The organism is Escherichia sp. 93.0816 (assembly GCF_013368855.2).
Taxonomy (GTDB): Bacteria; Pseudomonadota; Gammaproteobacteria; order Enterobacterales; family Enterobacteriaceae; genus Escherichia; species Escherichia ruysiae.
This window is the reverse complement of record NZ_JABWNC020000003.1, coordinates 83,185-109,625: the sequence shown is the minus strand read 5'-3', so window position 1 is coordinate 109,625 and position 26,441 is coordinate 83,185. Positions and strand designations below refer to the sequence as shown.

23 protein-coding genes are annotated in these 26,441 nt (G+C 51.2%); 9 read left to right on the top strand and 14 right to left on the bottom strand.

The features are described from left to right. Nucleotides 1-22 precede the first annotated feature (22 nt). From glnK to cof, 5 genes are all read right to left on the bottom strand, one after another. Nucleotides 23-361, bottom strand: coding sequence for a P-II family nitrogen regulator (glnK, locus tag HEM79_RS05260; protein WP_000780338.1), 339 nt, complete (start codon nucleotides 359-361; stop codon nucleotides 23-25). Between the two features lie 348 nt (nucleotides 362-709). Continuing rightward, nucleotides 710-2,491: a SmdB family multidrug efflux ABC transporter permease/ATP-binding protein gene (locus HEM79_RS05255; RefSeq protein ID WP_176243036.1), complete on the bottom strand. Its 1,782-nt coding sequence runs from the start codon at nucleotides 2,489-2,491 to the stop codon at nucleotides 710-712. Continuing rightward, nucleotides 2,484-4,256 (bottom strand): SmdA family multidrug ABC transporter permease/ATP-binding protein, encoded by a 1,773-nt coding sequence (locus HEM79_RS05250; protein ID WP_176243037.1) that lies wholly within the window; start codon nucleotides 4,254-4,256, stop codon nucleotides 2,484-2,486. Before HEM79_RS05250 ends, HEM79_RS05255 begins: the two co-directional genes overlap by 8 nt. Nucleotides 4,257-4,285: 29 nt before the next feature. Beyond that, nucleotides 4,286-4,744: a DNA-binding transcriptional regulator DecR gene (gene decR, locus HEM79_RS05245; RefSeq protein WP_000884589.1), complete on the bottom strand. Its 459-nt coding sequence runs from the start codon at nucleotides 4,742-4,744 to the stop codon at nucleotides 4,286-4,288. A 152-nt stretch (nucleotides 4,745-4,896) separates the two neighbouring features. Beyond that, nucleotides 4,897-5,715 (bottom strand): HMP-PP phosphatase, encoded by an 819-nt coding sequence (cof, locus tag HEM79_RS05240; RefSeq protein WP_176243038.1) that lies wholly within the window; start codon nucleotides 5,713-5,715, stop codon nucleotides 4,897-4,899. Nucleotides 5,716-5,814: 99 nt separating this feature from the next. On the opposite strand from cof, the gene HEM79_RS05235 reads away from it, so the two are divergent. Together HEM79_RS05235 and queC are read left to right on the top strand one after the other, a co-directional pair. Next, complete coding sequence (locus HEM79_RS05235; RefSeq protein WP_176243039.1) at nucleotides 5,815-7,515, top strand: SgrR family transcriptional regulator; 1,701 nt, start codon at nucleotides 5,815-5,817, stop codon at nucleotides 7,513-7,515. A gap of 64 nt (nucleotides 7,516-7,579) precedes the next feature. Further along, nucleotides 7,580-8,275 carry a 7-cyano-7-deazaguanine synthase QueC gene (gene queC / locus HEM79_RS05230; protein WP_176243040.1) on the top strand — a complete coding sequence of 232 codons (696 nt, stop codon included), beginning with the start codon at nucleotides 7,580-7,582 and terminating at the stop codon, nucleotides 8,273-8,275. A 51-nt stretch (nucleotides 8,276-8,326) separates the two neighbouring features. Here queC and fadM read toward each other — a convergent pair whose 3' ends face one another. From fadM to bolA, 9 genes are all read right to left on the bottom strand, one after another. After that, nucleotides 8,327-8,725, bottom strand: a complete 399-nt coding sequence (gene fadM, locus HEM79_RS05225) for a long-chain acyl-CoA thioesterase FadM (RefSeq protein WP_001194535.1) — start codon at nucleotides 8,723-8,725, stop codon at nucleotides 8,327-8,329. Nucleotides 8,726-8,830: 105 nt separating this feature from the next. Next, nucleotides 8,831-9,202, bottom strand: a complete 372-nt coding sequence (locus HEM79_RS05220) for a helix-hairpin-helix domain-containing protein (protein WP_176243041.1) — start codon at nucleotides 9,200-9,202, stop codon at nucleotides 8,831-8,833. Between the two features lie 150 nt (nucleotides 9,203-9,352). After that, nucleotides 9,353-11,224, bottom strand: coding sequence for a peptidylprolyl isomerase (ppiD, locus tag HEM79_RS05215; RefSeq protein ID WP_176243042.1), 1,872 nt, complete (start codon nucleotides 11,222-11,224; stop codon nucleotides 9,353-9,355). A 191-nt stretch (nucleotides 11,225-11,415) separates the two neighbouring features. Continuing rightward, nucleotides 11,416-11,706: a nucleoid-associated protein HU-beta gene (gene hupB / locus HEM79_RS05210; protein WP_254892905.1), complete on the bottom strand. Its 291-nt coding sequence runs from the start codon at nucleotides 11,704-11,706 to the stop codon at nucleotides 11,416-11,418. Nucleotides 11,707-11,896: 190 nt separating this feature from the next. Continuing rightward, nucleotides 11,897-14,251: an endopeptidase La gene (gene lon / locus HEM79_RS05205; protein WP_001295325.1), complete on the bottom strand. Its 2,355-nt coding sequence runs from the start codon at nucleotides 14,249-14,251 to the stop codon at nucleotides 11,897-11,899. 187 nt (nucleotides 14,252-14,438) lie between these two features. Further along, nucleotides 14,439-15,713 (bottom strand): ATP-dependent protease ATP-binding subunit ClpX, encoded by a 1,275-nt coding sequence (clpX, locus tag HEM79_RS05200; RefSeq protein WP_000130305.1) that lies wholly within the window; start codon nucleotides 15,711-15,713, stop codon nucleotides 14,439-14,441. A 125-nt stretch (nucleotides 15,714-15,838) separates the two neighbouring features. Beyond that, complete coding sequence (gene clpP / locus HEM79_RS05195) at nucleotides 15,839-16,462, bottom strand: ATP-dependent Clp endopeptidase proteolytic subunit ClpP (protein WP_000122253.1); 624 nt, start codon at nucleotides 16,460-16,462, stop codon at nucleotides 15,839-15,841. Nucleotides 16,463-16,707: 245 nt separating this feature from the next. Then, nucleotides 16,708-18,006, bottom strand: a complete 1,299-nt coding sequence (gene tig / locus HEM79_RS05190) for a trigger factor (RefSeq protein WP_001198386.1) — start codon at nucleotides 18,004-18,006, stop codon at nucleotides 16,708-16,710. Nucleotides 18,007-18,347: 341 nt separating this feature from the next. Then, nucleotides 18,348-18,665 (bottom strand): transcriptional regulator BolA, encoded by a 318-nt coding sequence (gene bolA, locus HEM79_RS05185; protein WP_000973458.1) that lies wholly within the window; start codon nucleotides 18,663-18,665, stop codon nucleotides 18,348-18,350. A gap of 304 nt (nucleotides 18,666-18,969) precedes the next feature. Between bolA and HEM79_RS05180 the strand changes: the two genes are divergently transcribed. From HEM79_RS05180 to cyoE, 7 genes are all read left to right on the top strand, one after another. Beyond that, complete coding sequence (locus HEM79_RS05180) at nucleotides 18,970-19,548, top strand: lipoprotein (protein ID WP_000473500.1); 579 nt, start codon at nucleotides 18,970-18,972, stop codon at nucleotides 19,546-19,548. A gap of 43 nt (nucleotides 19,549-19,591) precedes the next feature. Continuing rightward, the gene (gene ampG / locus HEM79_RS05175) at nucleotides 19,592-21,067 is read left to right on the top strand and encodes a muropeptide MFS transporter AmpG (RefSeq protein ID WP_176243043.1); all 1,476 of its coding nucleotides are present in this window, start codon (nucleotides 19,592-19,594) and stop codon (nucleotides 21,065-21,067) included. 458 nt (nucleotides 21,068-21,525) lie between these two features. Further along, complete coding sequence (gene cyoA, locus HEM79_RS05170; protein WP_001239436.1) at nucleotides 21,526-22,473, top strand: cytochrome o ubiquinol oxidase subunit II; 948 nt, start codon at nucleotides 21,526-21,528, stop codon at nucleotides 22,471-22,473. Between the two features lie 21 nt (nucleotides 22,474-22,494). Further along, on the top strand, nucleotides 22,495-24,486 hold the full coding sequence (gene cyoB / locus HEM79_RS05165; RefSeq protein WP_176243044.1) for a cytochrome o ubiquinol oxidase subunit I: 1,992 nt from the start codon (nucleotides 22,495-22,497) through the stop codon (nucleotides 24,484-24,486). Further along, the gene (locus tag HEM79_RS05160; protein ID WP_000179822.1) at nucleotides 24,476-25,090 is read left to right on the top strand and encodes a cytochrome o ubiquinol oxidase subunit III; all 615 of its coding nucleotides are present in this window, start codon (nucleotides 24,476-24,478) and stop codon (nucleotides 25,088-25,090) included. Before cyoB ends, HEM79_RS05160 begins: the two co-directional genes overlap by 11 nt. Beyond that, nucleotides 25,090-25,419: a cytochrome o ubiquinol oxidase subunit IV gene (locus HEM79_RS05155; RefSeq protein ID WP_000019801.1), complete on the top strand. Its 330-nt coding sequence runs from the start codon at nucleotides 25,090-25,092 to the stop codon at nucleotides 25,417-25,419. The genes HEM79_RS05160 and HEM79_RS05155 overlap by 1 nt, the downstream gene beginning before the upstream one ends. Before the next feature lie 11 nt (nucleotides 25,420-25,430). Next, nucleotides 25,431-26,321 carry a heme o synthase gene (cyoE, locus tag HEM79_RS05150; protein ID WP_176243045.1) on the top strand — a complete coding sequence of 297 codons (891 nt, stop codon included), beginning with the start codon at nucleotides 25,431-25,433 and terminating at the stop codon, nucleotides 26,319-26,321. Nucleotides 26,322-26,441 lie beyond the last annotated feature (120 nt).

Here is a 26,441-nt window from a genome sequence, read left to right as displayed (position 1 = left end):
TCCTGTTGCTGTGTGCCAGATATTACAGCGCCGCTTCGTCGGCTTCGCCGGTACGAATACGAATGACGCGTTGCAATTCAGCGACGAAGATTTTACCGTCGCCAATTTTTCCGGTGTAAGCCGCCTTGCTGACGATATCGATCACTTCATCGAGTTGATCATCAGCAATCGCCACATCAATTTTTACTTTTGGCAGGAAGTTGACGCTGTATTCCGCGCCACGGTACAACTCGGCATGTCCTTTCTGACGCCCGAAACCTTTCACTTCGGTGACGGTCAGGCCCTGAATACCAATGGAAGATAACGCTTCACGAACGTCTTCCAGCTTGAATGGTTTGATTATCACGGTCACCAGCTTCATAGATCCCCTCCGGTCAGAATTCGGTAATGGTTCTGCTACACGAAGAAGGTATTGCAAGCGGTGTGCCAGAAATGAAAAACGAAGGGATAGTTGGCAGGAAGGTGGATAGAAAGGGAATACTGACAAACTGGCTTAATTGCCAACCTAAGCGCGCTTTTCCCCCTCGCCCTTTCAGGGAGAGGGCCGGGGTGAGGGTAATTAATCGCACAGTCGCTGGCCTGCCCCCCCTCCCCCCTGAGGGGCGAGGGGACAGCACGAATCCTTTTGAAGCTTTGTCATCTATAGAACCGCACTATAACAGTGCACAGTGCGTTACATTTTTGCACCACCGATGAAATTTTGCGCTAATCAGGCGCTCAATGATTCCTCTTCACGCACGCTGGCAGCCAGCTCCTCGCCTGCAAGTTGCAGTTGATACATCTGCCAGTAGCGCCCCTGGTCCGCCAGCAGTTGCTGGTGTGTCCCCTGTTCCACCGCCTGACCACGATGGAGCACCAGAATGGTGTCGGCATCGACAATGGTCGATAAGCGGTGAGCAATCACCACCAGCGTGGTATGTTCACGCACCGCTGCCAGTGCGTGCTGGATTGCCTGTTCAGTACCGGAATCAATGCTGGCGGTTGCCTCATCAAGGATCAGGATTTGCGGCGTCTCCACCAACACGCGTGCCAGTGCTAGCAGTTGCTTTTGCCCGACTGAGAGATTATTCCCCTGCTCGCCCAGCGGCGTATAAATACCGTCGCTCATACTGCGTGCCAGCTCCGCCAATTGCACGGTTTCCAGCGCCTGCCAGACGCGTTCTTCGGCGATATCACGTCCCAGCGTCACGTTGGCGAGGAAGGTATCCGCCAGCACCACCGGATCTTGCTGCACCATTGCCACGCCCTGGCGCAGCGCGCTGTGACTTAACGAACTTAATGGACGACCATCAAGGCGAATCTCACCTTCCGTTAGCGGGTAATAGCCCATCAATAAACTGGCGAGGGTGCTTTTGCCACTGCCGGTATGCCCGACCAGTGCCACAAAGTTACGCGAAGGCACAGAGATATTAATGTTCTTCAGTACCAGATTGTCATCGCGATAAGCAAATGACACGTTATCGACTTCGATGGTGCCACTCTGTAACGGGCGATCATCATTGCCATATTGCTGACGCGGCCCATCCATCAGTTCGAACACGCGTTCACCCGCCACCACAGCCTGTTGCAGCATCGCCTGTTGCGTGGTCAGTTCGATTAAGGGTTCGTTAAGCCGCCCAAGATAGCTGATAAACGCATACAGCACGCCCACTTCAATGGTGCCGCTGGCGGAGAAGCCAAACAGCATCAACAAGCCACAAAGAATGAGTGACGAGAACAGACTAAGCAATGGTCGCAGCAGAAAACCGTCGAGGCGCAGGGTTTGCATTCGTGCCATATAGTGCGAACGGCTGGCCTCCCCCATACGTTCGCCAAATCGCGCCTGCTGACGGAATTGCTGGATAACGCTCATGCCGTTGATAATTTCGTTAAAGCCGTCGTTGATATCCGCCAGATAGGCGCGAACACGGCGGACAATCGGCGTGCTGTAACGCTGGTATATCACCATCACCACCAGCACAACCGGGAAAATCATTATCGCCACCAGTGCCATTCGCCAGTCGAGACTGAACATTGCCACCAGCATCGCACCCACCAGTGCGGCGCTGCGCAGGACAGTTGCCACTACGGTAACGTAGAGGTCGCGGATCACTTCAGTGTCATTAGTGACGCGGGAAATCACCTGTCCAACCGGCTGGATATCAAACTCGCTTAATGGCTGACGCAATGCGGCATCCATCACATCCGTTCGCAACTGTTGTACCACGCCAACCGCCGCCCGATTAAACAGCAGCGACTGTGCGTAGTGCAGTCCAGCGGCAAACAGTTGCAGCCCAACATACGCCGCCGCCAGACCGGCAACCACTTTCAACGGCAGATTATTTTTCGCCACCATATTATCGATGAAATAGCTGATGAGTAGCGGTCCACTGACTTCTGCCGCCGCCGCAATCCACATCATCAGAACCGCAATCCCCAGCGGTTTACGCCACGGCGAACCATACGCTAACAGGCGCTTGAGAGTCGGCCACAGTTGGCTAAAACTACGCATCGACGGCCTCCTCGCGAATTTCCGGAGCGTCGTCGAGCGCCGCCTCCAGTTGTTGATAGCGATACATATCGCGATACCAGCCGCTTTGTTGCGCCAGCGCATCATGATTGCCACGCTGGGCGATATGTCCGTGCTGCATCACAATTATTTCACTGGCTTCTGTCAGTGCAGAAAGGCGATGGGCGCTGATAATCACCGTTCTCCCCTGCCCCCACTGGCGCAGGTTATGCAGGATCTGGTGCTCTGTGCGTCCGTCCACCGCCGAAAGCGCATCATCCAGAATAAGGATTTCCGCGTTGACTAATAACGCACGAGCAATGGAGATACGCTGCTTTTGCCCACCGGAAAGCATCACGCCGCGCTCGCCCACTTCAGTGTCGTAACCTTGCGGCAGACGCAAAATATCGTCATGTACGCTGGCTAATCGCGCTACGTGTTCAATCTCTTGCTGGGTGGCATTCGGGCAACCCAGCGCGATGTTATTCGCAACGGTGTCGGAAAAAAGGAACGGCGTCTGGCTGACCACCGCCAGGCGGCTACGCCAGCTATCGAGTTGAAGCTGCGTCAGGGGAATATCATGAAAGCGAATATCCCCCTCGCTGACGTCGAAATGACGCTGAATGAGTGACAGCAGGGTACTTTTGCCAGAACCGGTCGGCCCGCAAATACCCAGCATCTGACCGGGTTTGAGTGCGAAACTGACATTCTCCAGCGCAGGATGATCAGTTTGTGGATAAGTAAACTGGTGAATATTTACATCCAGTTCGCCACGCCCTTGCGGCACTGGTTCGCTACCATCGTTCACCACCGGTGCTTCAGCCAGCATCGTCCGAATACGACTATATGCCGCGCTGCCGCGTTCCACAATGTTAAACATCCACGCCAGCGCCAGCATCGGCCAAATCATTAACCCAAGATACATCATAAAACTGGTGAGCTGTCCCAGCGTTAAGCTGCCCTGCACCACCATCCAGCTTCCCCCACCAATCGCCAGCAAATTCGCCATGCCAATCGCGATATAGATTGTCGGATCAAAACGGGCATCAATACGCGCCACACGCATGTTTTTCTTGCCAGTGTCTTCAGCATCTGCGGCAAATAGCGCCGACTGGCGATCTTCCAGACCAAAGGCTTTGATCATGCGGATACTGGTAAGGCTTTCCTGGGTGCGGTCATTAAGACTGGAAAACGCCGCCTGTGCCAGCTTAAAGCGTTCATGCAAGGCATCGCCGTTGCGCTTAATCATGATCGCCATCACTGGCATCGGTAACAGGGCAAATAAGGTCAACTGCCAGCTAATTTGCGTAGACATCATAATCAACACAGCGCAGCCCATTACCAGTGAATCCACCAGCGTCAGCACCCCTTCTCCGGCGGCAAACACGACGCGATCGACGTCATTGGTCGCACGAGCCATAAGGTCGCCCGTGCGATGACGCAGGTAAAATTCTGGATGCTGGCGACTTAGCTGGCGGTAATAATCTTCACGCAGTTCAACAGCCAGTTGATAAGACGCGCCAAACAGCAGTACGCGCCAGACGTAACGCAGGAGATAAACCACGACTGCAATCAGCACCATGGTGGCGATCCACATCAGGATCTGCCCGGTAGTAAAGTGTTGTTCCGTCACTCCATCGACAACAATACCGACCACTTTCGGCGGAACCAGTTGCAGCATCGCGATAATGACAAGCAAGGCCACAGCCCCGAGATAGCGACGCCATTCCCGACGGAAATACCAGCTTAGTTGAGCAAATAATCGCACGCGTTGTGTCCTGACCTGATTCTGGATATTTATTCGATGGGTAAAGAAGTGGTGTATTTAATCTGTTCCATCGCGAAGCTGGAAGTAACGTCCGACAGCCCTGGAACGCTGTTGACCAGACGCTTATAAAACTCGTCATAGCGTTTCATATCGGCAACCTGAACACGCATCAGATAATCATATTCACCGGCCATGCGCCAGAACCCCAGCACTTCTGGCATTTCCGTTACCACCGTGACAAAGCGGCAATACCATTCGCTGCTGTGATGTTGCGTTTTAATCAGCACAAAAGCAGTCAACCCAAGGCCAATTTTTTCCGGATCCAGCAGGGCGACTTTGCCGATAAGGATACCGTCATCCTCCAGCCGTTTCAGACGCTTCCAGCAAGGCGTGGTTGTCAGATTAACGGCTTCTGCCAGTGCCTGCAAAGAGAGGGTGCAATCCTGCTGTAGCAAGGCCAGCAGCTTACGGTCAATTTTATCTAACATAGCCAATCCACAGAGAATTATTTTCTCTTTTAATTCTATTTTAAAGGCGAAATACCGACAATTTATTCTGTGCGCTTTAAACGACACTGCACAAAATGACAAATTCAAAGTAAAAAAAACCGGGCTATTGCCCGGCGCTGGAAGAGATCTCGTTATTCGGGGGAATAAGGTAGATGTGGATTGTCCAGCCAGTGCGTCAAATAGTGAGAGACCGCCTGATTTCGGCAATGTCCAATCACTGGTAAATGAGGGAGTTCCGCGCGCAGTTGTGGCATCGCATTGCCCATAATAAAACCGCTACCGACGCTGCCTAACATTTCGCGATCGTTCATCGCATCACCAAAGGCCATGCAGTCGCGCAGTGAAAAACCTAAATGCTGGGTCAGCACTGCCAACGCCGCGCCTTTATTACACCCCACCGGCAGCACTTCCAGGCAATTAATTGCCGAAAAACACAAATGTGCGCGCTCGCCTAATGCTTCGTTAAGTTGGGTATGCAAGCGCATAAGATCGTCGTGATCGCCACAGAAACAGATCTTGGTGACGCGATCGAGTGGCATTTTTTTGACATCGATAATCTGATAACGGAAACCGCTATACACAAATGCCTGCAACAATGCTGGGATCTCTTGCCCGGTAAACCAGCCATTGTCATTGAAGATATGCATACTGGCCTGGGTATCCCATTTCTGGTAGAGCACTAATTCCGCCACGTCCGCAGGCAAATCATCACGATGTAAAAGTTCGCCTTCCAGAGAGTGCACGCGCGTACCGTTGCCGGTAATTAAATACGCATCCAGCGATAGCACCCCGATAATATGCTGCATCTCCAGCGCATGGCGACCCGTAGCAAAAGTGAGGGTAATATCGCGTTCACGCAGACGCGCCAGAGTCGAGAGGGTTTTCTCACCTAAATGGTGATCGGGCATCAATAAAGTACCGTCCATATCAAATGCTGCCAGACGAGCCATTTCTTTCTCCACTCTGTGACACGGTTAATGGTGATTGAGTATCACCTGATATATACGGAAGTAATAGTGAATAGTTAAATAATATTGTTCCGGGTTTATATGCGACTGCTTAACCGTCTTAACCAGTATCAACGTCTGTGGCAACCTTCTGCCGGAGAGCCGCAATCCGTCACCGTCAGCGAACTGGCCGAACGCTGTTTTTGCAGCGAACGCCATGTGCGCACCCTGTTACGTCAGGCTCAGGAGTCGGGATGGCTGGAGTGGCAGGCGCAGTCAGGACGCGGAAAGCGCGGGCAACTGCGTTTTCTGGTGACACCGGGATCCCTGCGCAATGCGATGATGGAACAGGCTCTGGAAACCGGAAAGCAGCAAGATGTGCTGGAGCTGGCGCAACTGGCTCCAGGAGAGCTGCGCACCCTGCTACAACCGTTTATGGGCGGGCAATGGCAAAACGATACGCCGACGTTGCGTATTCCCTATTATCGCCCTCTCGAACCGCTACAACCGGGCTTTTTACCCGGCCGTGCCGAGCAGCATCTCGCCGGACAGATATTTTCCGGCCTGACCCGATTCGACAATAATACCCAGCGCCCGATTGGCGATTTAGCGCATCACTGGGAAACCTCTGCTGACGGGTTACGCTGGGACTTTTATCTTCGTTCAACCCTACACTGGCATAACGGCGATGCAGTAAAAGCCTCACACTTACACCAGCGATTATTGATGCTGTTACAACTGCCAGCACTGGATCAATTATTTATTAGCGTGAAGCGTATTGAGGTCACCCATCCGCAGTGTCTGACCTTCTTTTTACATCGCCCTGATTATTGGCTGGCACACAGGCTGGCGAGCTATTGTAGCCATCTGGCGCATCCGCAATTCCCACTGATCGGCACGGGTCCTTTTCGCTTAACACAATTCACAGCGGAACTGGTGCGCCTGGAAAGCCATGATTATTACCATTTACGTCACCCACTGCTAAAAGCGGTTGAGTACTGGATAACCCCACCACTTTTTGAAAAAGATTTGGGAACCAGTTGTCAGCATCCAGTACAAATCACCATCGGTAAACCTGAAGAGTTGCCACGGGTCAGCCAGGTCAGTAGCGGCATCAGTTTAGGTTTTTGCTATTTAACGTTGCGCAAAAGTCCCCGACTGTCCCTCGGGCAGGCGCGAAAAGTGATCTCCCTTATCCATCAATCCGGTTTACTACAAACGTTAGAAGTCGGAGAAAACCTGATCACTGCCAGTAATGCATTGCTGCCTGACTGGGCTATTCCACAATGGGATGTACCGGATGAGGTCAAACTACCAGAAACATTAACGCTGGTTTATCACCTGCCAGTGGAACTTCATGCAATGGCAGAACAATTACGAACGACGCTGGCAGCAGAAGGTTGCGAATTAACGACTGTGTTTCATAACGCGAAAAACTGGGACGACACTACCTCACTGGCACAGGCAGATTTGATGATGGGCGACAGATTAATTGGCGAAGCACCGGAATATACCCTGGAGCAATGGCTGCGTTGCGATCCACTCTGGTCATATGTTTTCGACGCTCCAGCATATGCACATCTGCAATCGACACTGGATACCGTGCAGTTGATGGCTGATGAGGAAAAGCGGAATAACGCGCTGAAAACCGTGTTTAGCCAGTTAATGGAAGAAGCAACGCTGACGCCGCTGTTCAATTATCACTATCGCATTAGCGCGCCGCCTGGAGTAAATGGTGTGCGACTGACGCCGCGCGGCTGGTTTGAATTTACCGAAGCCTGGCTTCCCGCGCCGTCGCAATGAAGCACTGGTCGGGGTTAACCGCAGGCGTTACCATAACGCTTTTATGGATTTAGCAGGATAATTTATGAAACGTGCCGTCGTTGTGTTTAGTGGAGGTCAGGATTCCACCACCTGTCTGGTACAGGCATTGCAGCAATATGATGAAGTCCATTGCGTGACGTTCGATTACGGTCAGCGCCATCGCGCAGAGATTGACGTGGCACGCGAACTGGCATTGAAACTGGGTGCACGCGCGCATAAGGTGCTGGATGTGACGCTACTCAACGAGCTGGCGGTCAGCAGCCTGACGCGTGACAGCATTCCGGTGCCAGATTATGAACCTGAAGCCGATGGTATCCCGAATACGTTTGTCCCAGGGCGTAATATTCTGTTCCTGACGCTGGCGGCGATATATGCGTATCAGGTTAAAGCAGAAGCAGTGATCACCGGCGTCTGCGAAACGGATTTCTCCGGTTACCCGGATTGTCGCGATGAGTTTGTGAAAGCACTGAACCATGCCGTCAGTCTGGGCATGGCGAAAGATATTCGTTTTGAAACGCCGCTAATGTGGATTGATAAAGCGGAAACCTGGGCGCTGGCGGATTATTACGGCAAGCTGGATTTAGTACGTAACGAAACGCTGACCTGCTATAACGGCATTAAAGGCGACGGTTGCGGTCATTGTGCTGCATGTAATCTGCGCGCTAACGGATTGAATCATTATCTGGCCGACAAACCGACGGTGATGGCAGCGATGAAGCAGAAAACCGGGTTGCAGTAATTATTCGTGGTGTCGCCGGATGCGGCTTGAGCATCCGGCACAACAAAATTTTTACTGAACCATCTGCTCCAGTTTTTCGCGCAGTTCCCCTTCCAGAGCTAATGCTTTCTGCGTTTTGAGATCGATACAAACAAACGTGATAAGTGCATCCGCCACCACCTGCCCTTCCGGCTCAAGAGTAATGACCTGACTTAAAATGCCGCTTTTACCGTTTAATTGCTGCAACTGACTGGTAATGGTTAACAGGTCGCTTAGTACCGCCGGGCGACGATAGTTAATATTGATATTGACCACGACGAAGGCGATGTTATGGGCGGTCATCCATTGAAAGCTGTCGCTATTTTCCAGCCCATCCCAGCGAGCTTCTTCGAGAAACTCAAGGTAGCGGGCGTTGTTAACGTGCTGGTAGACGTCGAGATGATATCCACGAACTTTGATTTGTGTTTGCATAGCGCAATAACCTTACGTTGTTGTTATAAGAACTGTTATAAGTACAGAGGCCATAACTGGTATGACCTCTTCAGTCTGGCAAAAAATTGCCACTATGCAAATTAATTACAGGGTTAATACCGCCAGATTACGTTCCACCAGCGAATTGCCCATTCCCGGCACCTGTTTTAAATCCTCCACCGTTTTAAACGGGCCGTACTCTTCGCGATAACTGACAATTGCCTGCGCTTTCTTCAGGCCAACGCCATTCATCGCGCGGGCTAACTCTTCCGCGCTGGCATTATTAATGCTGACCCTGGTGCCTTCTTCGTCACTGGCTTTTGCCGGTACTGCCGCTTTGCTTTGTGTTGCAGGGGCTTCCGCTTTGGTTTCTACCGCTGCCGGTTTCACCGCAGGAGCTGCTGCCAGCGCACTATGAGACATTCCGGCACAGGCCAGGGACAGGGTAATGAACAATGCTTTAATTCCGTGTTTCATACTGTTTTCTCCTTGTTTGTTAACAGTGGAATCACCTTAACGGCAGTGAAAACAGTAAACAAATGGCAATGTTCAGAAATGGAAAAGGCCGCGAAAGCGACCTTTTCTTGTTACAGCTGCAAAGCATTTTTTTGCGAGGCGGCTTCCGGATTATTGCTGTTCCAGCGCATCGCCAATTTTGATTTTCGCCTCTTTACGCAGGTTACTCATCAGAGCTTCAAAGACGATTTGTGCGTTGTTCTGGGTGATACCCTGCACCATCGCTTTTTTCTGATCTTCCGGCATAGAACCTTGTTTCACTTCGTCCAGCGCCAGCAGAACGACATTGCCTTGCATATCGGTCGCCATACCGTAGCTCGGTTTGTCTTTCGCTGGCAGTGGCAGTGCAAACGCGGCCTGGCTAATCGGGTCACGGCCGGAACGGCTTAAGGTTTTCGGCTCGCCAAATTTCAGACCAGCTGCCTGCATAGCTTCCGTACCTTTGCCCGCTTTCAAATCAACCAGCAGTTTTTCAGCATCCACTTTCGCCTGTTGCTCAGCTTTGTTGTGCTGAACCAGTGCCTTAACTTGTTCCTGAACATCTGCCAGCGGTTTCACTGCTTCCGGTTTGTGTTCGCTAATACGCAGTACGAATGCGCGATCGCCGTCTACGGTGATGATGTCAGAGTTGATGCCCGGCGCGCCGTTTTCACCTACCAGACCGCCGTTAAAGATAGCGTCTGCCACCGGCTTGAAGTTCAACTCTTCCGGCAGGTTATCTTTGCTGAACCAGCCAGTCTGAGTGGCTTTAACGCCCGCAGCCTGCTCTGCACCGGCCAGAGACTCGGTGTCGTTGCTTGCCGCATCGCTCACTTTCTGCTGCAGCGCGTAATACGCATCCAGGGCTTTTTCGTGTTTCACTTTCGCCGCGATATCATCACGCACTTCGTCTAACGACTTCACTTTCGCCGGCTGAATATCATCCAGACGCACAATCAGGAAACCGACCGAAGATTTGATGACACCAGACAGTTGGCCTTTTTCTTTCAGACCGGCATTTTTCAGTTCATCCGGGATAGTGGCATCTTCTAACCATCCCATATCGCCGCCGTTACGGGCAGAGATAATATCGGCAGATTTTTCTTTTGCTAACGCAGCAAAATCACCACCTTTATTCAGCTCCTCAAGTACTGCTTTCGCTTCATCTTCAGTTTTAGTCTGGATGATGCTGTAGCGGGTACGCTGTGGCTGGGTGAATTGATCCTGATGCTGATCGTAGTAGCTCTGGATATCCGCATCGCTAACCGGTTGCTGCATCGTTGCGGCATCCAGCTTGATGTAGCTCACGCGGAATTGTTCCGGAGTCATGAAATTGTTTTTGTTTTGCTCGTAGTAGCTGGCGATTTCTGGTTCGGTCACAGCTTGTTTAGCCGCCAGCGCGTTAACGTCGATAGTCGCTTCACGCACTACACGTTGTTGAGCGACCAGTGCCGCCAGCTCGTCGGTTTCACCTTTCAGCATAAAATCGGTGCCCGCAACGCCGTTAATCAGCTGCTGGGTAGTGAGCTGATTACGCAGTGCCTGCGCGTACTGATCGGCACTCATCCCCATCTGGTTGAGGATACCGTTATAGCGGCTGTTATCGAACTTGCCGTCAACTTGAAACGCTGGGGTTGCGAAAATCGCCTGTTTAACCTGCTCATCGCTGATACTCAGTTTTAGTTCACGAGCGTACTGATCCAGCAGCGCCTCGTCGATCAGACGATTCAGCACCTGTTGACGCAGGGTTTTCATATAGCCTTCGTTCGCCGCCAGCTCAGAGTATTGATCGCCCAACTGTTGCTGCATACGATTACGCTCGCTGTTGAAGGCGTTCTCGAACTGCCCACGGCTGATTTCCTGGTCATTCACTTTTGCGGCGTAGTTATTGCCTGCGCCAATCAGGTAACCACTCACGCCGGTCAATATGAACGACACGATAATGATACCGAAAATAATCTTGAGCACGAGACTGTTTGCAGCCGTGCGTAAGCTGTCCATCATGGTGTAACAACACTCCGCTGTAGATGACTGTGTACCTCACGCAACATATCGCTGCGCGCAAAGGCCTATTGTGACAAGAAACGGGGGCAATTGTCAGCCCACAATGCGCAGAAAGTCACGGAATACAAATAAAAAAGGCACATCAGTAGATGCGCCCTTGAACTTCGTCACATCCCCAATGGGGACAACACTTAGTTTACCGCGTCTTTCAGTGCTTTACCTGCACGGAAGCTCGGTACTTTAGCTGCAGCGATAGTGATCTCTTTACCGGTCTGCGGGTTGCGACCAGTACGGGCGGCACGCTCTTTAACGGCAAAAGTACCAAAACCTACCAGTGCTACATCATCCCCTTCTTTCAGGGATTCAGTTACGGAAGCAATAATAGCATCTAACGCACGGCCAGCCGCAGCTTTAGAGATATCAGCCCCTGCAGCAATCTTGTCAATCAATTGAGATTTATTCACTCTTCTCTTCCTCTTTATAATTTATCCCGCACTTGAATCCTTCAACGTGCGAACGCGCAGCAGTTATATCAGGCCAGCCATCCCCTTACAACACCCCTTAATAAGGGCAAGCCTAATCCGCCCTCTAACTTAACGAGACAAAAAAAGGCTGGCAAGTCCGAATTGGCCCGCCAGCCCTTTTTTTATTAGTGCAATTTGCGCAAGGTCACTATTTTGCAGTCACAACCTGCATACCAGACGGTTCATTTTGCAGCGCCAGAGTCAGAACTTCCTCAATGCGCTTCACAGGATGAATGTCCAGATCGGCAATCACGTTGTCCGGAATCTCTTCCAGATCGCGTTTATTTTCGAACGGAATTAACACTGTTTTAATCCCGCCGCGATGCGCCGCCAGCAGTTTTTCTTTCAAACCACCGATTGGCAACACCTGACCACGCAGAGTAATCTCGCCAGTCATCGCCACATCGGCGCGAACCGGGTTACCGGTCAGGCAAGAAACCAGCGCAGTGCACATGGCAATACCGGCACTCGGACCATCTTTAGGTGTCGCACCTTCCGGTACGTGAACGTGAATGTCGCGTTTTTCGTAAAAATCAGGGTTGATCCCCAGTTTTTCCGCACGCGCACGAACCACCGTTAACGCCGCCTGAATGGACTCCTGCATTACTTCACCAAGCGATCCGGTATAGGTCAGTTTACCTTTGCCCGGGACGCACGCGGTTTCAATGGTCAGCAAGTCGCCGCCGACTTCCGTCCACGCCAGACCCGTTACCTGACCGACACGGTTTTCGTTATCTGCGCGACCATAGTCGAAACGCTGAACACCGAGGTAGTCATGCAGGTTATCGCCGTTAATTTCGATATGTTTTAGAGACTTATCGAGCAGTAACTGCTTAACCGCTTTACGGCACAGTTTGGAGATTTCACGCTCCAGACCACGCACGCCCGCCTCTCGGGTGTAGTAACGAATAATGCCGATAATGGCGCTATCGTCGACGGTCAACTCACCTTTTTTCAGCGCATTACGTTCAATCTGCTTCGGCAGCAGGTGACGTTTGGCGATGTTCAGTTTTTCATCTTCGGTATAACCGGAGAGGCGAATCACTTCCATACGATCCAGCAGCGGTGCCGGAATGTTCATGGAGTTCGACGTCGCGACAAACATCACGTCGCTGAGGTCGTAATCCACTTCCAGGTAGTGGTCGCTGAACGCCACGTTCTGCTCTGGATCCAGCACTTCAAGCAGTGCGGAGGCCGGATCGCCACGCATGTCAGAAGACATTTTGTCGATCTCATCGAGCAGGAACAGCGGGTTTTTAACGCCCACTTTCGCCATTTTCTGGATCAATTTACCCGGCATAGAACCGATGTAAGTACGGCGGTGACCACGGATTTCCGCTTCATCACGCACGCCGCCCAGCGCCATACGGACATATTTACGTCCGGTAGCTTTGGCGATGGACTGCCCCAGAGAAGTTTTACCTACCCCCGGCGGCCCAACCAGGCAAAGGATCGGCCCCTTGATTTTGTTTACACGGCTTTGAACCGCAAGATACTCAAGGATGCGATCTTTCACGCGCTCCAGACCATAATGGTCGGTATCAAGGATTTCTTGCGCCTGACGAAGGTCTTTTTTGACCTTGCTACGCGCATTCCACGGCACCTGCACCATCCAGTCGATATAGCCTCGCACCACGGTCGCTTCTGCCGACATCGGAGACATCATTTTCAGCTTCTGCAGTTCTGCTTCCGCTTTCTCTTTTGCCTCTTTAGGCATTTTCGCCGCGTCGATTTTGCGCTTCAGGGCTTCGTTTTCGTCCGGCGCATCGTCCATTTCGCCGAGTTCTTTCTGAATAGCTTTCATCTGCTCGTTCAGATAGTACTCACGCTGGGATTTCTCCATCTGCTTTTTAACGCGGTTGCGAATGCGTTTCTCAACCTGCAGCAGATCGATTTCCGATTCCATCATCGCCATCAGATATTCCAGACGTTCGTTAACGTCGGACATCTCAAGAACGGACTGTTTGTCAGCCAGTTTCAGCGGCATATGCGCGGCAATGGTATCCGCCAGGCGCGCCGGATCGTCAATGCTGTTCAGCGACGTCAGCACTTCTGGTGGGATTTTTTTGTTCAGCTTGATGTAGCCTTCGAACTGGCTGATTGCGGTACGCACCAGCACTTCCTGTTCCCGCTCATCAATGGTCGGCGACTCCAGATACTCCGCCTTCGCAGAAAAATGTTCGCCATTGTCAGAGAGCGCAGAAATACGCGCGCGCTGTAACCCCTCGACCAGCACTTTGACGGTGCCGTCAGGCAGTTTCAGCATCTGCAATATAGAGGCCACGGTCCCGACGGTGAAAAGATCGTTTACACCCGGCTCATCCGTTGAAGCTTCTTTCTGCGCGACCAGCATAATTTTTTTATCATGGTCCATCGCCGCTTCCAGACAACGGATAGATTTTTCCCGCCCGACAAATAAGGGGATGACCATGTGCGGATAAACCACCACATCGCGCAGCGGCAATACGGGGATTTCAATGCGTTCAGAACGCTCAGGATTCATAGAGCTCTCTCTTAGTTTAATTTCCGCCAGGTAATCAGATGACACGACTGTGCTTCACGCCATCTATTAACATGTACGTCAGTATATGGGGATGTTTCCCCCACATTCAACGTCGAGAATAGAGGAAAAATTAAAGGGGAGATAAAATCCCCCCTTTTTGGTTAACTAATTGTATGGGAATGGTTAATTATTCACCAGATGCCTGCTGAGCTTCCGGCTTGCCATAAATCAGCAACGGTTTGCTTTGGCCATCAATTACCGACTCGTCGATAACCACTTTTTCGACATCTTCCATGGACGGCAGATCGTACATGGTATCGAGCAGCGCAGCTTCTACGATGGAACGCAGACCACGGGCACCGGTTTTACGTGCCATCGCTTTCTTAGCAATAGCATCCAGCGCCTCGTCACGGAATTCCAGATCAACGCCTTCCAGATTAAACAGCGCCTGATACTGCTTGGTCAGGGCGTTTTTCGGCTCTTTGAGGATCTGAATCAGGGCTTCTTCGCTCAGTTCATTCAGCGTTGCGACAACTGGCAAACGACCGATGAACTCAGGGATCAGACCAAACTTGATCAGATCTTCCGGTTCAACCTGCGCCAGCAGCTCGCCTTCGCTTGCTTTGTCGGATTTCGCTTTTACCGTCGCGCCAAAACCAATGCCGGAGCCGGTTTCTACACGATGGGAAATGACTTTATCCAGACCAGCGAACGCACCGCCACAGATAAACAGGATCTTAGAGGTATCAACCTGCAAGAATTCCTGCTGCGGATGCTTACGTCCGCCCTGCGGTGGAACGGCGGCAACCGTACCTTCGATCAGCTTCAACAGTGCCTGCTGTACGCCTTCACCGGAAACGTCTCGGGTAATAGAAGGATTGTCCGACTTACGAGAAATTTTGTCGATTTCATCGATGTAGACAATCCCGCGCTGCGCTTTCTGTACGTCATAGTCGCACTTCTGCAACAGCTTCTGAATGATATTTTCAACGTCTTCGCCCACATAACCGGCTTCGGTCAGCGTGGTCGCGTCGGCCATGGTGAACGGAACGTCCAGCAGGCGCGCCAGCGTTTCTGCCAGCAGCGTTTTACCAGAACCGGTCGGACCGATCAGCAGAATGTTACTTTTGCCCAACTCGACACCATTGCTGGTATCGCCGTTGCGCAGACGTTTGTAGTGGTTGTATACCGCGACCGCCAGCACTTTTTTCGCCTGTTCCTGACCGATAACGTAATCGTCCAGGTGGTTGCGAATTTCATGCGGCGTCGGTAGCGCACTGCGTTCACGATGCGGTGCAACTTCTTTAATCTCTTCGCGAATGATGTCATTACATAAATCAACACATTCGTCGCAGATATACACGGATGGACCGGCAATCAGCTTGCGCACTTCATGCTGGCTTTTGCCGCAAAAAGAGCAATACAGCAATTTGCCTGAGCCATCTTTGCGTTTATCTGTCATGGGTCAAAACCTCTTCTTTGTTCTTTGTGCCGCACACGACGACGCAAATGCCATTCTCAGGCGCAAGCCGCTTACAGCGTTGTGCCGCCCTGAATAAGTATAGCGGCACAGTTGCGCCTCTGGCATCAATTACGATGGGTCAGAATCGAATCGACCAGACCGTATTCCACCGCTTCAGGGGCGGAAAGGAAGCGATCGCGCTCGGTATCACGTTCAATCTGTTCTAATGATTGACCCGTATGAAGCGCCATAAGTTCATTCATGCGCCCTTTAACTTTCAGAATTTCACGGGCATGAATTTCGATATCGGTCGCCTGGCCCTGATAGCCGCCCAACGGCTGGTGAATCATCACGCGCGAATTCGGCAGGCAGAAACGTTTACCTTTTGCCCCTGCGGTCAGCAAGAAAGCACCCATCGAGGCCGCCTGGCCCATACAGATGGTGCTGACATCAGGCTTGATAAACTGCATGGTGTCATAGATAGACATCCCGGCAGTGATCACCCCGCCTGGGGAGTTAATGTACAGATAGATATCTTTTTCTGGATTTTCTGCTTCCAGGAACAGCATCTGCGCCACAATCAGGTTAGCCATGTGGTCTTCAACCTGGCCAGTCAGAAAAATGACGCGTTCCTTAAGTAGACGAGAATAGATATCAAAAGAGCGCTCACCGCGTGAGGTCTGTTCAATGACCATCGGCACCAGCGCCATATGGGGTGCAAAGTTATCTCGTTCGCCGCTGTATGACATTTCCGTCTCCTGGATAAAATTGAAAAAACCTGCTGTACCGATTGTAACCTTATGGACGGATTATCAGCTAGTCCCTGTGTTATGGGTACGGCATCATCCTATTTCAAGCATAACAATCTTTTGTTGTTACGCTAACACCGAAAGAGGGTTTTCGCACGGTTCCATGCAAAATTCATGACAAAAAAAAGCCCACCACCTGGCGGTGACGGGCCTTTGTGCGAATTTAGCGCGTTATGCTGCTTAAATTACGCCTGCTGGTTCATCAGCTCGTTGAAAGTGGTTTCTTTTTCAGTCACTTTCGCTTTCGCCAGTACAGCTTCAACAGCCTGTTCTTCCAGAGCAACATTGCGCATGTTGTCCATCAGTTCTTTGTTTTTGCTGTAGAATTCGATAACTTCTTTCGGATCTTCGTATGCAGAAGCCATCTCTTCGATCAGGCCTTTCACACGCTCTTCGTCAGCTTTCAGCTCGTTGGTGCGGATAACTTCACCCAGCAGCAGGCCAACAACTACGCGGCGTTTAGCCTGTTCTTCGAACAGTTCACGCGGCAGTTCCAGAGCTTGTTTCTCGTTGCCACCGAAACGCTGTGCAGCCTGACGACGCAGAACGTCGATTTCGCTATCGATCAGCGCAGCCGGAACGTCGATGTCGTTAGCTTTTACCAGACCTTCGATCGCCTGAGACTTAACGCGGTTACGGATGGCACTCTTCAGCTCGCGTTCCATGTTTTTACGCACTTCAGCGCGCAGACCTTCTACGGAACCATCTTCAACACCGAAACGTTTGATGAATTCAGCAGTCAGTTCCGGCAGTTCACGCTCTTCAACTTTCTTCAGGTTGATAGCGAATTTCGCTGCTTTACCTTTCAGGTTTTCTGCGTGGTACTCTTCCGGGAAGGTTACGTCGATGGTGAACTCTTCGCCCGCTTTGTGGCCTTTAATACCGTCTTCAAAGCCCGGGATCATACGACCCTGGCCCATCGCCAGTACGAAATCAGACGCTTTACCGCCTTCGAACTCTTCGCCGTCTACAGAACCAGTGAAGTCGATGGTCACACGATCTTCTGCTTCAACAGCGCCGTCTTTTTCTTTCCAGGTCGCCTGCTGTTTACGCAGAGTATCTAACATGCCGTCAACGTCAGCGTCGGTCACTTCAACGATCGGTTTTTCAACTTCAATCGCTTCCAGACCCTGCAGTTCAACTTCCGGATAAACTTCAAACTCTACAGAGTAGGTGAAGTCTTCACCCAGCTTGTATTCGCCCGGAACGTAAGTCGGTGCGCCAGCCGGATTGATTTTTTCTTTAATGATGGCGTCAATGAAGTTACGGCTCATCAGGTCGCCCAGAACGTCCTGGCGTACAGACGCGCCATAACGCTGAGCAACGATATTCATTGGCACTTTGCCTTTGCGGAAGCCGTCAATACGTACTTTTTTCGCAACGTTGACCAGCTCGCTTTTAACAGCGGTCTCGATGCTGTCAGCAGCGATAGTAATCGTTACACGGCGGCCAAGGCCTTGAGTGGTTTCAACTGAAACTTGCATCTTGTTACCTCAAAAAATCACAGTGCTCGGTCAACTCTTACCCCGCAAGCACAGGTTGTTGGCTTCGCGGAACCGGGATGTTCTTATAATCAATCACATTCCCTGTTACCAGAATCATCCCGAAAGCATTCAAATAGGACGCGGCATTATAGCGGCATCACTTTTATGAGTCGAGAACGGTTATTGCGCGCTGCCGCGTATTTTTTCACAATTCCCAGGTAATTTTCGTCTGAATGCTGGGCAAAAAGCGCAAAATCCAGACAAAACAAAACGGCCCGCAGGCCGTTTTTCATAAAATCTTTAACAACATACTGGAAAAACGCTAACTGTTGCAAATGCGTTTAGGCAATGCTTCCTGCTCCACGACAGGGAGGAGAAGCAAAGATGGTATCCTGCAATCCTTCCCACTCTTTAATGGTATAAGTATGCAGAGCCAGCGCATGAACGGTAGTAGAGAGTTCCTCCGCTAAAGTACTGTAAATCATTCGATGACGATTCAGAAAACGTTCACCCATAAAACGATCGCTGACCAGCACAACTTTAAAATGGCTTTCAGAGCCGGCTGGGACATTGTGACGATAGCTTTCATCCACAACTTCGAGGAATACGGGTTGGAACGCCGTCCTTAATTTTTCTTCTATCCGCTCACGTATCATCATGAAATATCTCCTCCGACAACGCTGAGATGTCACCCATCCCTTTAAATACTAGCCGCTTTAACCGTTTCCATTACAGCTTAACAACAAATAATTAGCTTTCATCCTGTTTTTTCTGTCAAGCGTATGAAGTTTACTGATTTAAAGATTGATTCACCGGCTTCACATCAGTGTTTCTTTTACCCAAGGCGATTATTTCGTCAACATAATGAATTTACATGTCTTACCCACTTCCCCTCGTCGTTGGCGATGTTATGATGGCGGGAATCTTTACCAAACACGCTAAAAAGTCTCTGAGAGCCAGAACATGTTCAAAAAAATCCTCTTCCCGTTAGTTGCTCTGTTTATGCTTGCAGGGTGTGCAAAACCGCCAACAACCATTGAAGTTTCCCCGACGATGACGCTGCCACAGCAGGATCCAAGCCTGATGGGCATCACCGTTAGCATTAATGGTGCCGATCAGCGTACCGATCAGGCGCTGGCAAAAGTCACCCGCGATAATCAAATCGTTACCCTGACCGCTTCCCGCGATCTGCGTTTCCTGCTGCAAGAAGTGCTGGAAAAACAGATGACCGCTCGCGGTTATATGGTTGGCCCGAATGGCCCGGTTAATCTGCAAATCATCGTTAGCCAACTGTATGCCGACGTGTCCCAGGGCAACGTGCGCTACAACATTGCTACCAAAGCAGATATCGCCATCATTGCCACCGCGCAGAATGGCAACAAAATGACTAAAAACTATCGTGCCAGCTACAACGTTGAAGGTGCGTTCCAGGCCTCCAACAAAAACATCGCTGATGCGGTTAACAGTGTGCTGACCGACACCATTGCTGATATGTCTCAGGACACCAGCATCCACGAATTTATCAAGCAGAACGCACGTTAATTTCTGCCCTCTGGCCCGGTGTAAATCGGGCCTGTAGACGCCCATGTCCAGTCAATATTTACGTATTTTCCAACAGCCACGTTCAGCTATTTTGCTGATCCTGGGTTTTGCTTCCGGGCTGCCGCTCGCCCTGACATCCGGCACGTTACAGGCGTGGATGACAGTCGAGAATATCGATCTTAAAACCATTGGTTTCTTCTCTCTGGTGGGCCAGGCTTACGTATTTAAATTTCTCTGGTCGCCGCTGATGGACCGCTATATCCCGCCGTTCCTCGGACGTCGACGCGGCTGGCTGCTCGCTACGCAAGCGTTGCTGCTACTGGCGATTGCGGCGATGGGTTTTCTCGAACCAGGTACGCAACTTCGCTGGATGGCGGCACTGGCGGTGGTTATCGCTTTTTGCTCCGCTTCTCAGGATATTGTCTTTGATGCGTGGAAAACAGATGTACTTCCTGCGGAAGAACGCGGCGCAGGTGCAGCAATCAGCGTGTTGGGTTACCGTTTAGGGATGCTGGTTTCTGGTGGTTTAGCCTTATGGCTGGCAGATAAATGGCTGGGCTGGCAAGGCATGTACTGGTTGATGGCGGCTCTGCTGATCCCCTGCATTATCGCAACGTTGTTTGCGCCAGAACCAACCGACACCATTCCTGTACCCAAAACGCTGGAACAAGCCGTTGTAGCACCGTTGCGTGATTTCTTTGGCCGCAATAACGCATGGCTGATTCTGCTTTTAATCGTGCTGTATAAGCTGGGCGATGCTTTCGCCATGAGTCTGACTACGACCTTTTTGATTCGCGGCGTCGGGTTTGATGCCGGTGAAGTAGGCGTGGTTAACAAAACGCTCGGTCTGCTGGCGACCATCGTCGGCGCGTTGTACGGTGGTATTCTGATGCAGCGTCTTTCGCTGTTCCGTGCACTACTGATTTTCGGCCTTTTACAAGGTGCGTCCAACGCCGGTTACTGGCTGCTTTCGGTGACTGATAAGCATCTCTACAGCATGGGCGCAGCCGTCTTTTTCGAAAACCTGTGTGGCGGGATGGGCACATCGGCATTTGTGGCGCTGTTAATGACGCTGTGTAATAAGTCATTCTCCGCTACTCAGTTTGCCCTGCTCTCGGCACTTTCCGCTGTCGGACGGGTTTATGTCGGCCCCGTGGCGGGCTGGTTTGTTGAATCACACGGCTGGCCGACGTTTTATCTGTTCTCTGTTGCAGCCGCTGTACCAGGGCTTATTTTGCTGCTGGTTTGCCGCCAGACGCTTGAATATACACGGGTCAACGACAACTTTATCCCACGTACCGAATATCCGTCAGGTTATGCTTTTGCCATGTGGACACTGGCGGCGGGCGTCGGTCTGTTAGCCGTGTGGTTACTGCTGTTGACAATGGACGCGCTGGATTTGACCCACTTCTCTTTCCTGCCTGCTCTGCTGGAAGTCGGCGTTTTAGTCGCCCTGGGCGGCGTCGTGCTTGGTGGTTTTCTGGATTATCTGGCGCTACGAAAAACGCATCTGACGTAATCTGTGAATATAATTTAGCTGTAGTAATCACACGACGTAATTATTACGGCTAAATAAGCATCAGCATCGCTTAATAATATTTGTTCTTTTGTGCGGCTTAGATTTCGGAAATTATTGACGTAATTTATATGTTTTATTTTTTTACACGATTCAGCTAATGACTCTTTATTTTTCCACGCCTGCATTGTCACTTTCATGATAATTAATTGTTAAATAATTGTTTTATTTTCGATTGGTTATACCAATTACCATCCCCACCACCTTCTGCACTCCCCTTTCGTTATAACGCCCTTTTGCAACAGCTTCTTAAAATCAACTTGATATGTTTTGCAACACATGTGACCTGACAGCCAAATCCAAGTAACAGGAATTTAATCATGTTTACAGTAATGTAACCTTCCCGTAAAATGCCCACACACTTTAAACGCCACCAGATCCCGTGGAATTGAGGTCGTTAAATGAGACTCAGGAAATACAATAAAAGTTTGGGATGGTTGTCATTATTTGCAGGCACTGTATTGCTCAGTGGTTGTAATTCTGCGCTGTTAGATCCCAAAGGACAGATTGGTCTGGAGCAACGTTCACTGATACTGACGGCATTTGGCCTGATGTTGATTGTCGTTATTCCCGCAATCTTGATGGCTGTTGGTTTCGCCTGGAAGTACCGTGCGAGCAATAAAGATGCTAAGTACAGCCCGAACTGGTCACACTCCAATAAAGTGGAAGCTGTGGTCTGGACGGTGCCTATCTTAATTATCATCTTCCTTGCGGTACTGACCTGGAAAACCACTCACGCTCTTGAGCCTAGCAAGCCGCTGGCACACGACGAGAAGCCCATTACCATCGAAGTGGTTTCCATGGACTGGAAATGGTTCTTCATCTACCCGGAACAGGGCATTGCAACCGTGAATGAAATCGCTTTCCCGGCGAACACTCCGGTGTACTTCAAAGTGACCTCCAACTCCGTGATGAACTCCTTCTTTATTCCGCGTCTGGGTAGCCAGATTTATGCCATGGCCGGTATGCAGACTCGCCTGCATCTGATCGCCAACGAACCCGGTACTTATGACGGTATCTCCGCCAGCTACAGCGGCCCGGGCTTCTCAGGCATGAAGTTCAAAGCTATCGCAACGCCGGATCGTGCCGCATTCGACCAATGGGTCGCAAAAGCCAAACAGTCGCCGAACACCATGTCTGACATGGCTGCGTTCGAAAAACTGGCCGCGCCTAGCGAATACAACCAGGTGGAATATTTCTCCAACGTGAAACCAGATTTGTTTGCCGATGTGATTAACAAGTTTATGGCTCACGGTAAGAGCATGGACATGACCCAGCCAGAAGGTGAGCACAGCGCACACGAAGGTATGGAAGGCATGGACATGAGCCACGCGGAATCCGCCCATTAAAGGGGTTGAGGAAGAATAAAGATGTTCGGAAAATTATCACTTGATGCAGTCCCGTTCCATGAACCTATCGTCATGGTTACGATCGCTGCCATTATTTTGGGAGGTCTGGCGCTCGTTGGCCTGATCACTTACTTCGGTAAGTGGACCTACCTGTGGAAAGAGTGGCTGACCTCCGTCGACCATAAACGCCTTGGTATCATGTATATCATCGTGGCAATTGTGATGCTGCTGCGTGGTTTTGCTGACGCCATTATGATGCGTAGCCAGCAGGCCCTTGCCTCGGCGGGCGAAGCTGGCTTCCTGCCGCCTCACCACTACGATCAGATCTTCACCGCACACGGCGTGATTATGATCTTCTTCGTGGCGATGCCTTTCGTTATCGGTCTGATGAACCTGGTGGTTCCGCTGCAGATCGGCGCGCGTGACGTTGCGTTCCCGTTCCTCAACAACTTAAGCTTCTGGTTTACCGTTGTTGGTGTGATTCTGGTTAACGTTTCTCTCGGCGTGGGCGAATTTGCGCAGACCGGCTGGCTGGCCTATCCACCGCTATCGGGAATAGAGTACAGTCCGGGGGTCGGTGTCGATTACTGGATATGGAGTCTCCAGCTATCCGGTATTGGTACGACGCTAACCGGTATCAACTTCTTCGTCACCATTCTGAAGATGCGCGCACCGGGCATGACCATGTTCAAGATGCCAGTATTTACCTGGGCATCACTGTGCGCAAACATTCTGATTATTGCTTCCTTCCCAATTCTGACGGTTACCGTCGCGTTGTTGACCCTGGATCGCTATCTGGGCACCCATTTCTTTACCAACGATATGGGTGGCAACATGATGATGTACATCAACCTGATTTGGGCCTGGGGACACCCGGAAGTTTACATCCTGATCCTGCCTGTTTTCGGTGTGTTCTCCGAAATTGCGGCAACCTTCTCGCGTAAACGTCTGTTTGGTTATACCTCGCTGGTATGGGCAACCGTCTGTATCACCGTGCTGTCGTTCATCGTCTGGCTGCACCACTTCTTTACGATGGGTGCGGGCGCGAACGTAAACGCCTTCTTTGGTATCACCACAATGATTATCGCCATCCCGACCGGGGTGAAGATCTTCAACTGGCTGTTCACCATGTACCAGGGTCGCATCGTGTTCCATTCCGCGATGCTGTGGACCATCGGTTTTATCGTCACCTTCTCGGTGGGCGGTATGACTGGCGTGCTGCTGGCAGTACCGGGCGCGGACTTCGTTCTGCATAACAGCCTGTTCCTGATTGCGCACTTCCATAACGTTATCATCGGCGGCGTGGTCTTCGGCTGCTTCGCAGGGATGACCTACTGGTGGCCTAAAGCGTTCGGTTTCAAACTGAACGAAACCTGGGGTAAACGCGCGTTCTGGTTCTGGATCATCGGCTTCTTCGTTGCCTTTATGCCGCTGTATGCGCTGGGCTTTATGGGTATGACCCGTCGTTTGAGCCAGCAGATTGACCCGCAGTTCCACACTATGCTGATGATTGCAGCCAGCGGTGCGGTACTGATTGCGCTGGGTATTCTCTGCCTCGTGATTCAGATGTACGTTTCTATTCGCGACCGCGACCAGAACCGTGACCTGACTGGCGACCCGTGGGGTGGCCGTACGCTGGAGTGGGCAACCTCTTCCCCGCCTCCGTTCTATAACTTTGCCGTTGTGCCGCACGTTCACGAGCGTGATGCATTCTGGGAAATGAAAGAGAAAGGCGAAGCGTACAAAAAGCCTGACCACTATGAAGAAATTCATATGCCGAAAAACAGCGGCGCCGGTATCGTCATTGCGGCTTTCTCCACCATCTTCGGTTTCGCCATGATCTGGCATATCTGGTGGCTGGCGATTGTTGGCTTCGCAGGCATGATCATCACCTGGATCGTGAAAAGCTTCGACGAGGACGTGGATTACTACGTGCCGGTGGCAGAAATCGAAAAACTGGAAAACCAGCATTTCGATGACATTACTAAGGCAGGGCTGAAAAATGGCAACTGATACTTTGACGCACGCGACTGCCCACGCGCACGAACACGGGCACCACGATGCAGGCGGAACCAAAATCTTCGGGTTCTGGATCTACCTGATGAGCGACTGCATTCTGTTCTCCATCTTGTTTGCTACCTATGCCGTTCTGGTGAACGGCACCGCAGGCGGCCCGACAGGTAAGGACATTTTCGAACTGCCGTTCGTTCTGGTTGAAACCTTCTTGCTGTTGTTCAGCTCCATCACCTACGGCATGGCGGCTATCGCCATGTACAAAAACAACAAAAGCCAGGTTATCTCCTGGCTGGCGTTGACCTGGTTGTTTGGTGCCGGATTTATCGGGATGGAACTCTATGAATTCCATCATCTGATTGTTAACGACATGGGTCCGGATCGCAGCGGCTTCCTGTCAGCGTTCTTTGCGCTGGTCGGGACACACGGTCTGCACGTCACTTCCGGTCTTATCTGGATGGCGGTGCTGATGGTGCAAATCGCCCGTCGCGGCCTGACCAGCACTAACCGTACCCGCATCATGTGTCTGAGCCTGTTCTGGCACTTCCTGGATGTGGTGTGGATCTGTGTGTTCACTGTTGTTTATCTGATGGGGGCGATGTAATGAGTCATTCTAACGTGAGCGGCGGCGCATCCCATGGCAGCGTAAAAACCTATATGACAGGGTTTATCCTGTCGATCATTCTGACGGTGATTCCGTTCTGGATGGTGATGTCAGGTTCTGCCTCTCCGGCCGTAATTCTGGGAACAATCCTGGCAATGGCAGTGGTACAGGTTCTGGTGCATCTGGTGTGCTTCCTGCACATGAATACTAAATCAGATGAAGGCTGGAACATGACGGCGTTTGTCTTCACCGTGCTAATCATCGCGATTCTGGTTGTAGGCTCCATCTGGATCATGTGGAACCTCAACTACAACATGATGATGCACTAAGAGCGGCGGTTATGATGTTTAAGCAATACCTGCAAGTAACGAAACCAGGCATCATCTTTGGCAACCTGATCTCGGTGATTGGGGGATTCCTGCTGGCCTCAAAGGGCAGCATTGATTATCCCCTGTTTATCTACACGCTGGTTGGGGTGTCACTGGTTGTGGCGTCGGGTTGTGTGTTTAACAACTACATCGACAGGGATATCGACAGAAAGATGGAAAGGACGAAGAATCGGGTGCTGGTTAAAGGCCTGATCTCTCCTGCTGTCTCGCTGGTGTACGCCACCTTGCTAGGCTTTGCTGGCTTTATGCTGCTGTGGTTTGGCGCGAATCCGCTGGCCTGCTGGCTGGGGGTGATGGGCTTTGTGGTTTATGTCGGCGTTTATAGCCTGTACATGAAACGCCACTCTGTCTACGGCACGTTGATTGGTTCTCTCTCCGGCGCAGCGCCGCCGGTGATTGGCTACTGTGCAGTGACAGGCGACTTCGATAGCGGCGCAGCAATCCTGCTGGCTATCTTCAGCCTGTGGCAAATGCCCCACTCTTATGCCATCGCCATTTTCCGCTTTAAGGATTATCAGGCGGCAAACATTCCGGTACTGCCGGTGGTGAAAGGCATTTCGGTAGCGAAGAACCACATCACGCTGTATATCATCGCCTTTGCTGTTGCCACGCTGATGCTCTCTCTTGGCGGTTACGCTGGATACAAATATCTGGTGGTCGCTGCAGCAGTCAGCGTCTGGTGGTTAGGTATGGCCCTGCGTGGTTATAAAGTTGCTGATGACCGAATCTGGGCGCGCAAGCTGTTCGGCTTCTCTATCATCGCTATCACTGCCCTCTCGGTTATGATGTCCGTTGATTTTATGGTGCCGAACTCGCATACGCTGCTGGCTGCAGTTTGGTAACGCGACATTCCTGTTAAAAAAGGTGCTACGGCACCTTTTTTCTTAGCATTAGAAACATATCCCTCACGAAATATTTACTAAAAAATCCGCATGTTTACCCCATTCGTTTGCCGCTTTACA

Coding starts and splice junctions, on each gene's coding strand:
- HEM79_RS05220 (WP_176243041.1), bottom strand. CDS start 9,202: ATGAAACACGGAATTAAAGCATTGTTCATTACCCTGTCCCTGGCCTGT.
- ampG (WP_176243043.1), top strand. CDS start 19,592: ATGTCCAGTCAATATTTACGTATTTTCCAACAGCCACGTTCAGCTATT.
- cyoB (WP_176243044.1), top strand. CDS start 22,495: ATGTTCGGAAAATTATCACTTGATGCAGTCCCGTTCCATGAACCTATC.
- clpX (WP_000130305.1), bottom strand. CDS start 15,713: ATGACAGATAAACGCAAAGATGGCTCAGGCAAATTGCTGTATTGCTCT.
- HEM79_RS05255 (WP_176243036.1), bottom strand. CDS start 2,491: ATGCGTAGTTTTAGCCAACTGTGGCCGACTCTCAAGCGCCTGTTAGCG.
- cof (WP_176243038.1), bottom strand. CDS start 5,715: ATGGCTCGTCTGGCAGCATTTGATATGGACGGTACTTTATTGATGCCC.
- ppiD (WP_176243042.1), bottom strand. CDS start 11,224: ATGATGGACAGCTTACGCACGGCTGCAAACAGTCTCGTGCTCAAGATT.
- tig (WP_001198386.1), bottom strand. CDS start 18,006: ATGCAAGTTTCAGTTGAAACCACTCAAGGCCTTGGCCGCCGTGTAACG.
- HEM79_RS05180 (WP_000473500.1), top strand. CDS start 18,970: ATGTTCAAAAAAATCCTCTTCCCGTTAGTTGCTCTGTTTATGCTTGCA.
- HEM79_RS05155 (WP_000019801.1), top strand. CDS start 25,090: ATGAGTCATTCTAACGTGAGCGGCGGCGCATCCCATGGCAGCGTAAAA.
- fadM (WP_001194535.1), bottom strand. CDS start 8,725: ATGCAAACACAAATCAAAGTTCGTGGATATCATCTCGACGTCTACCAG.
- cyoE (WP_176243045.1), top strand. CDS start 25,431: ATGATGTTTAAGCAATACCTGCAAGTAACGAAACCAGGCATCATCTTT.
- bolA (WP_000973458.1), bottom strand. CDS start 18,665: ATGATGATACGTGAGCGGATAGAAGAAAAATTAAGGACGGCGTTCCAA.
- HEM79_RS05235 (WP_176243039.1), top strand. CDS start 5,815: ATGCGACTGCTTAACCGTCTTAACCAGTATCAACGTCTGTGGCAACCT.
- decR (WP_000884589.1), bottom strand. CDS start 4,744: ATGTTAGATAAAATTGACCGTAAGCTGCTGGCCTTGCTACAGCAGGAT.
- cyoA (WP_001239436.1), top strand. CDS start 21,526: ATGAGACTCAGGAAATACAATAAAAGTTTGGGATGGTTGTCATTATTT.
- HEM79_RS05160 (WP_000179822.1), top strand. CDS start 24,476: ATGGCAACTGATACTTTGACGCACGCGACTGCCCACGCGCACGAACAC.
- clpP (WP_000122253.1), bottom strand. CDS start 16,462: ATGTCATACAGCGGCGAACGAGATAACTTTGCACCCCATATGGCGCTG.
- lon (WP_001295325.1), bottom strand. CDS start 14,251: ATGAATCCTGAGCGTTCTGAACGCATTGAAATCCCCGTATTGCCGCTG.
- glnK (WP_000780338.1), bottom strand. CDS start 361: ATGAAGCTGGTGACCGTGATAATCAAACCATTCAAGCTGGAAGACGTT.
- queC (WP_176243040.1), top strand. CDS start 7,580: ATGAAACGTGCCGTCGTTGTGTTTAGTGGAGGTCAGGATTCCACCACC.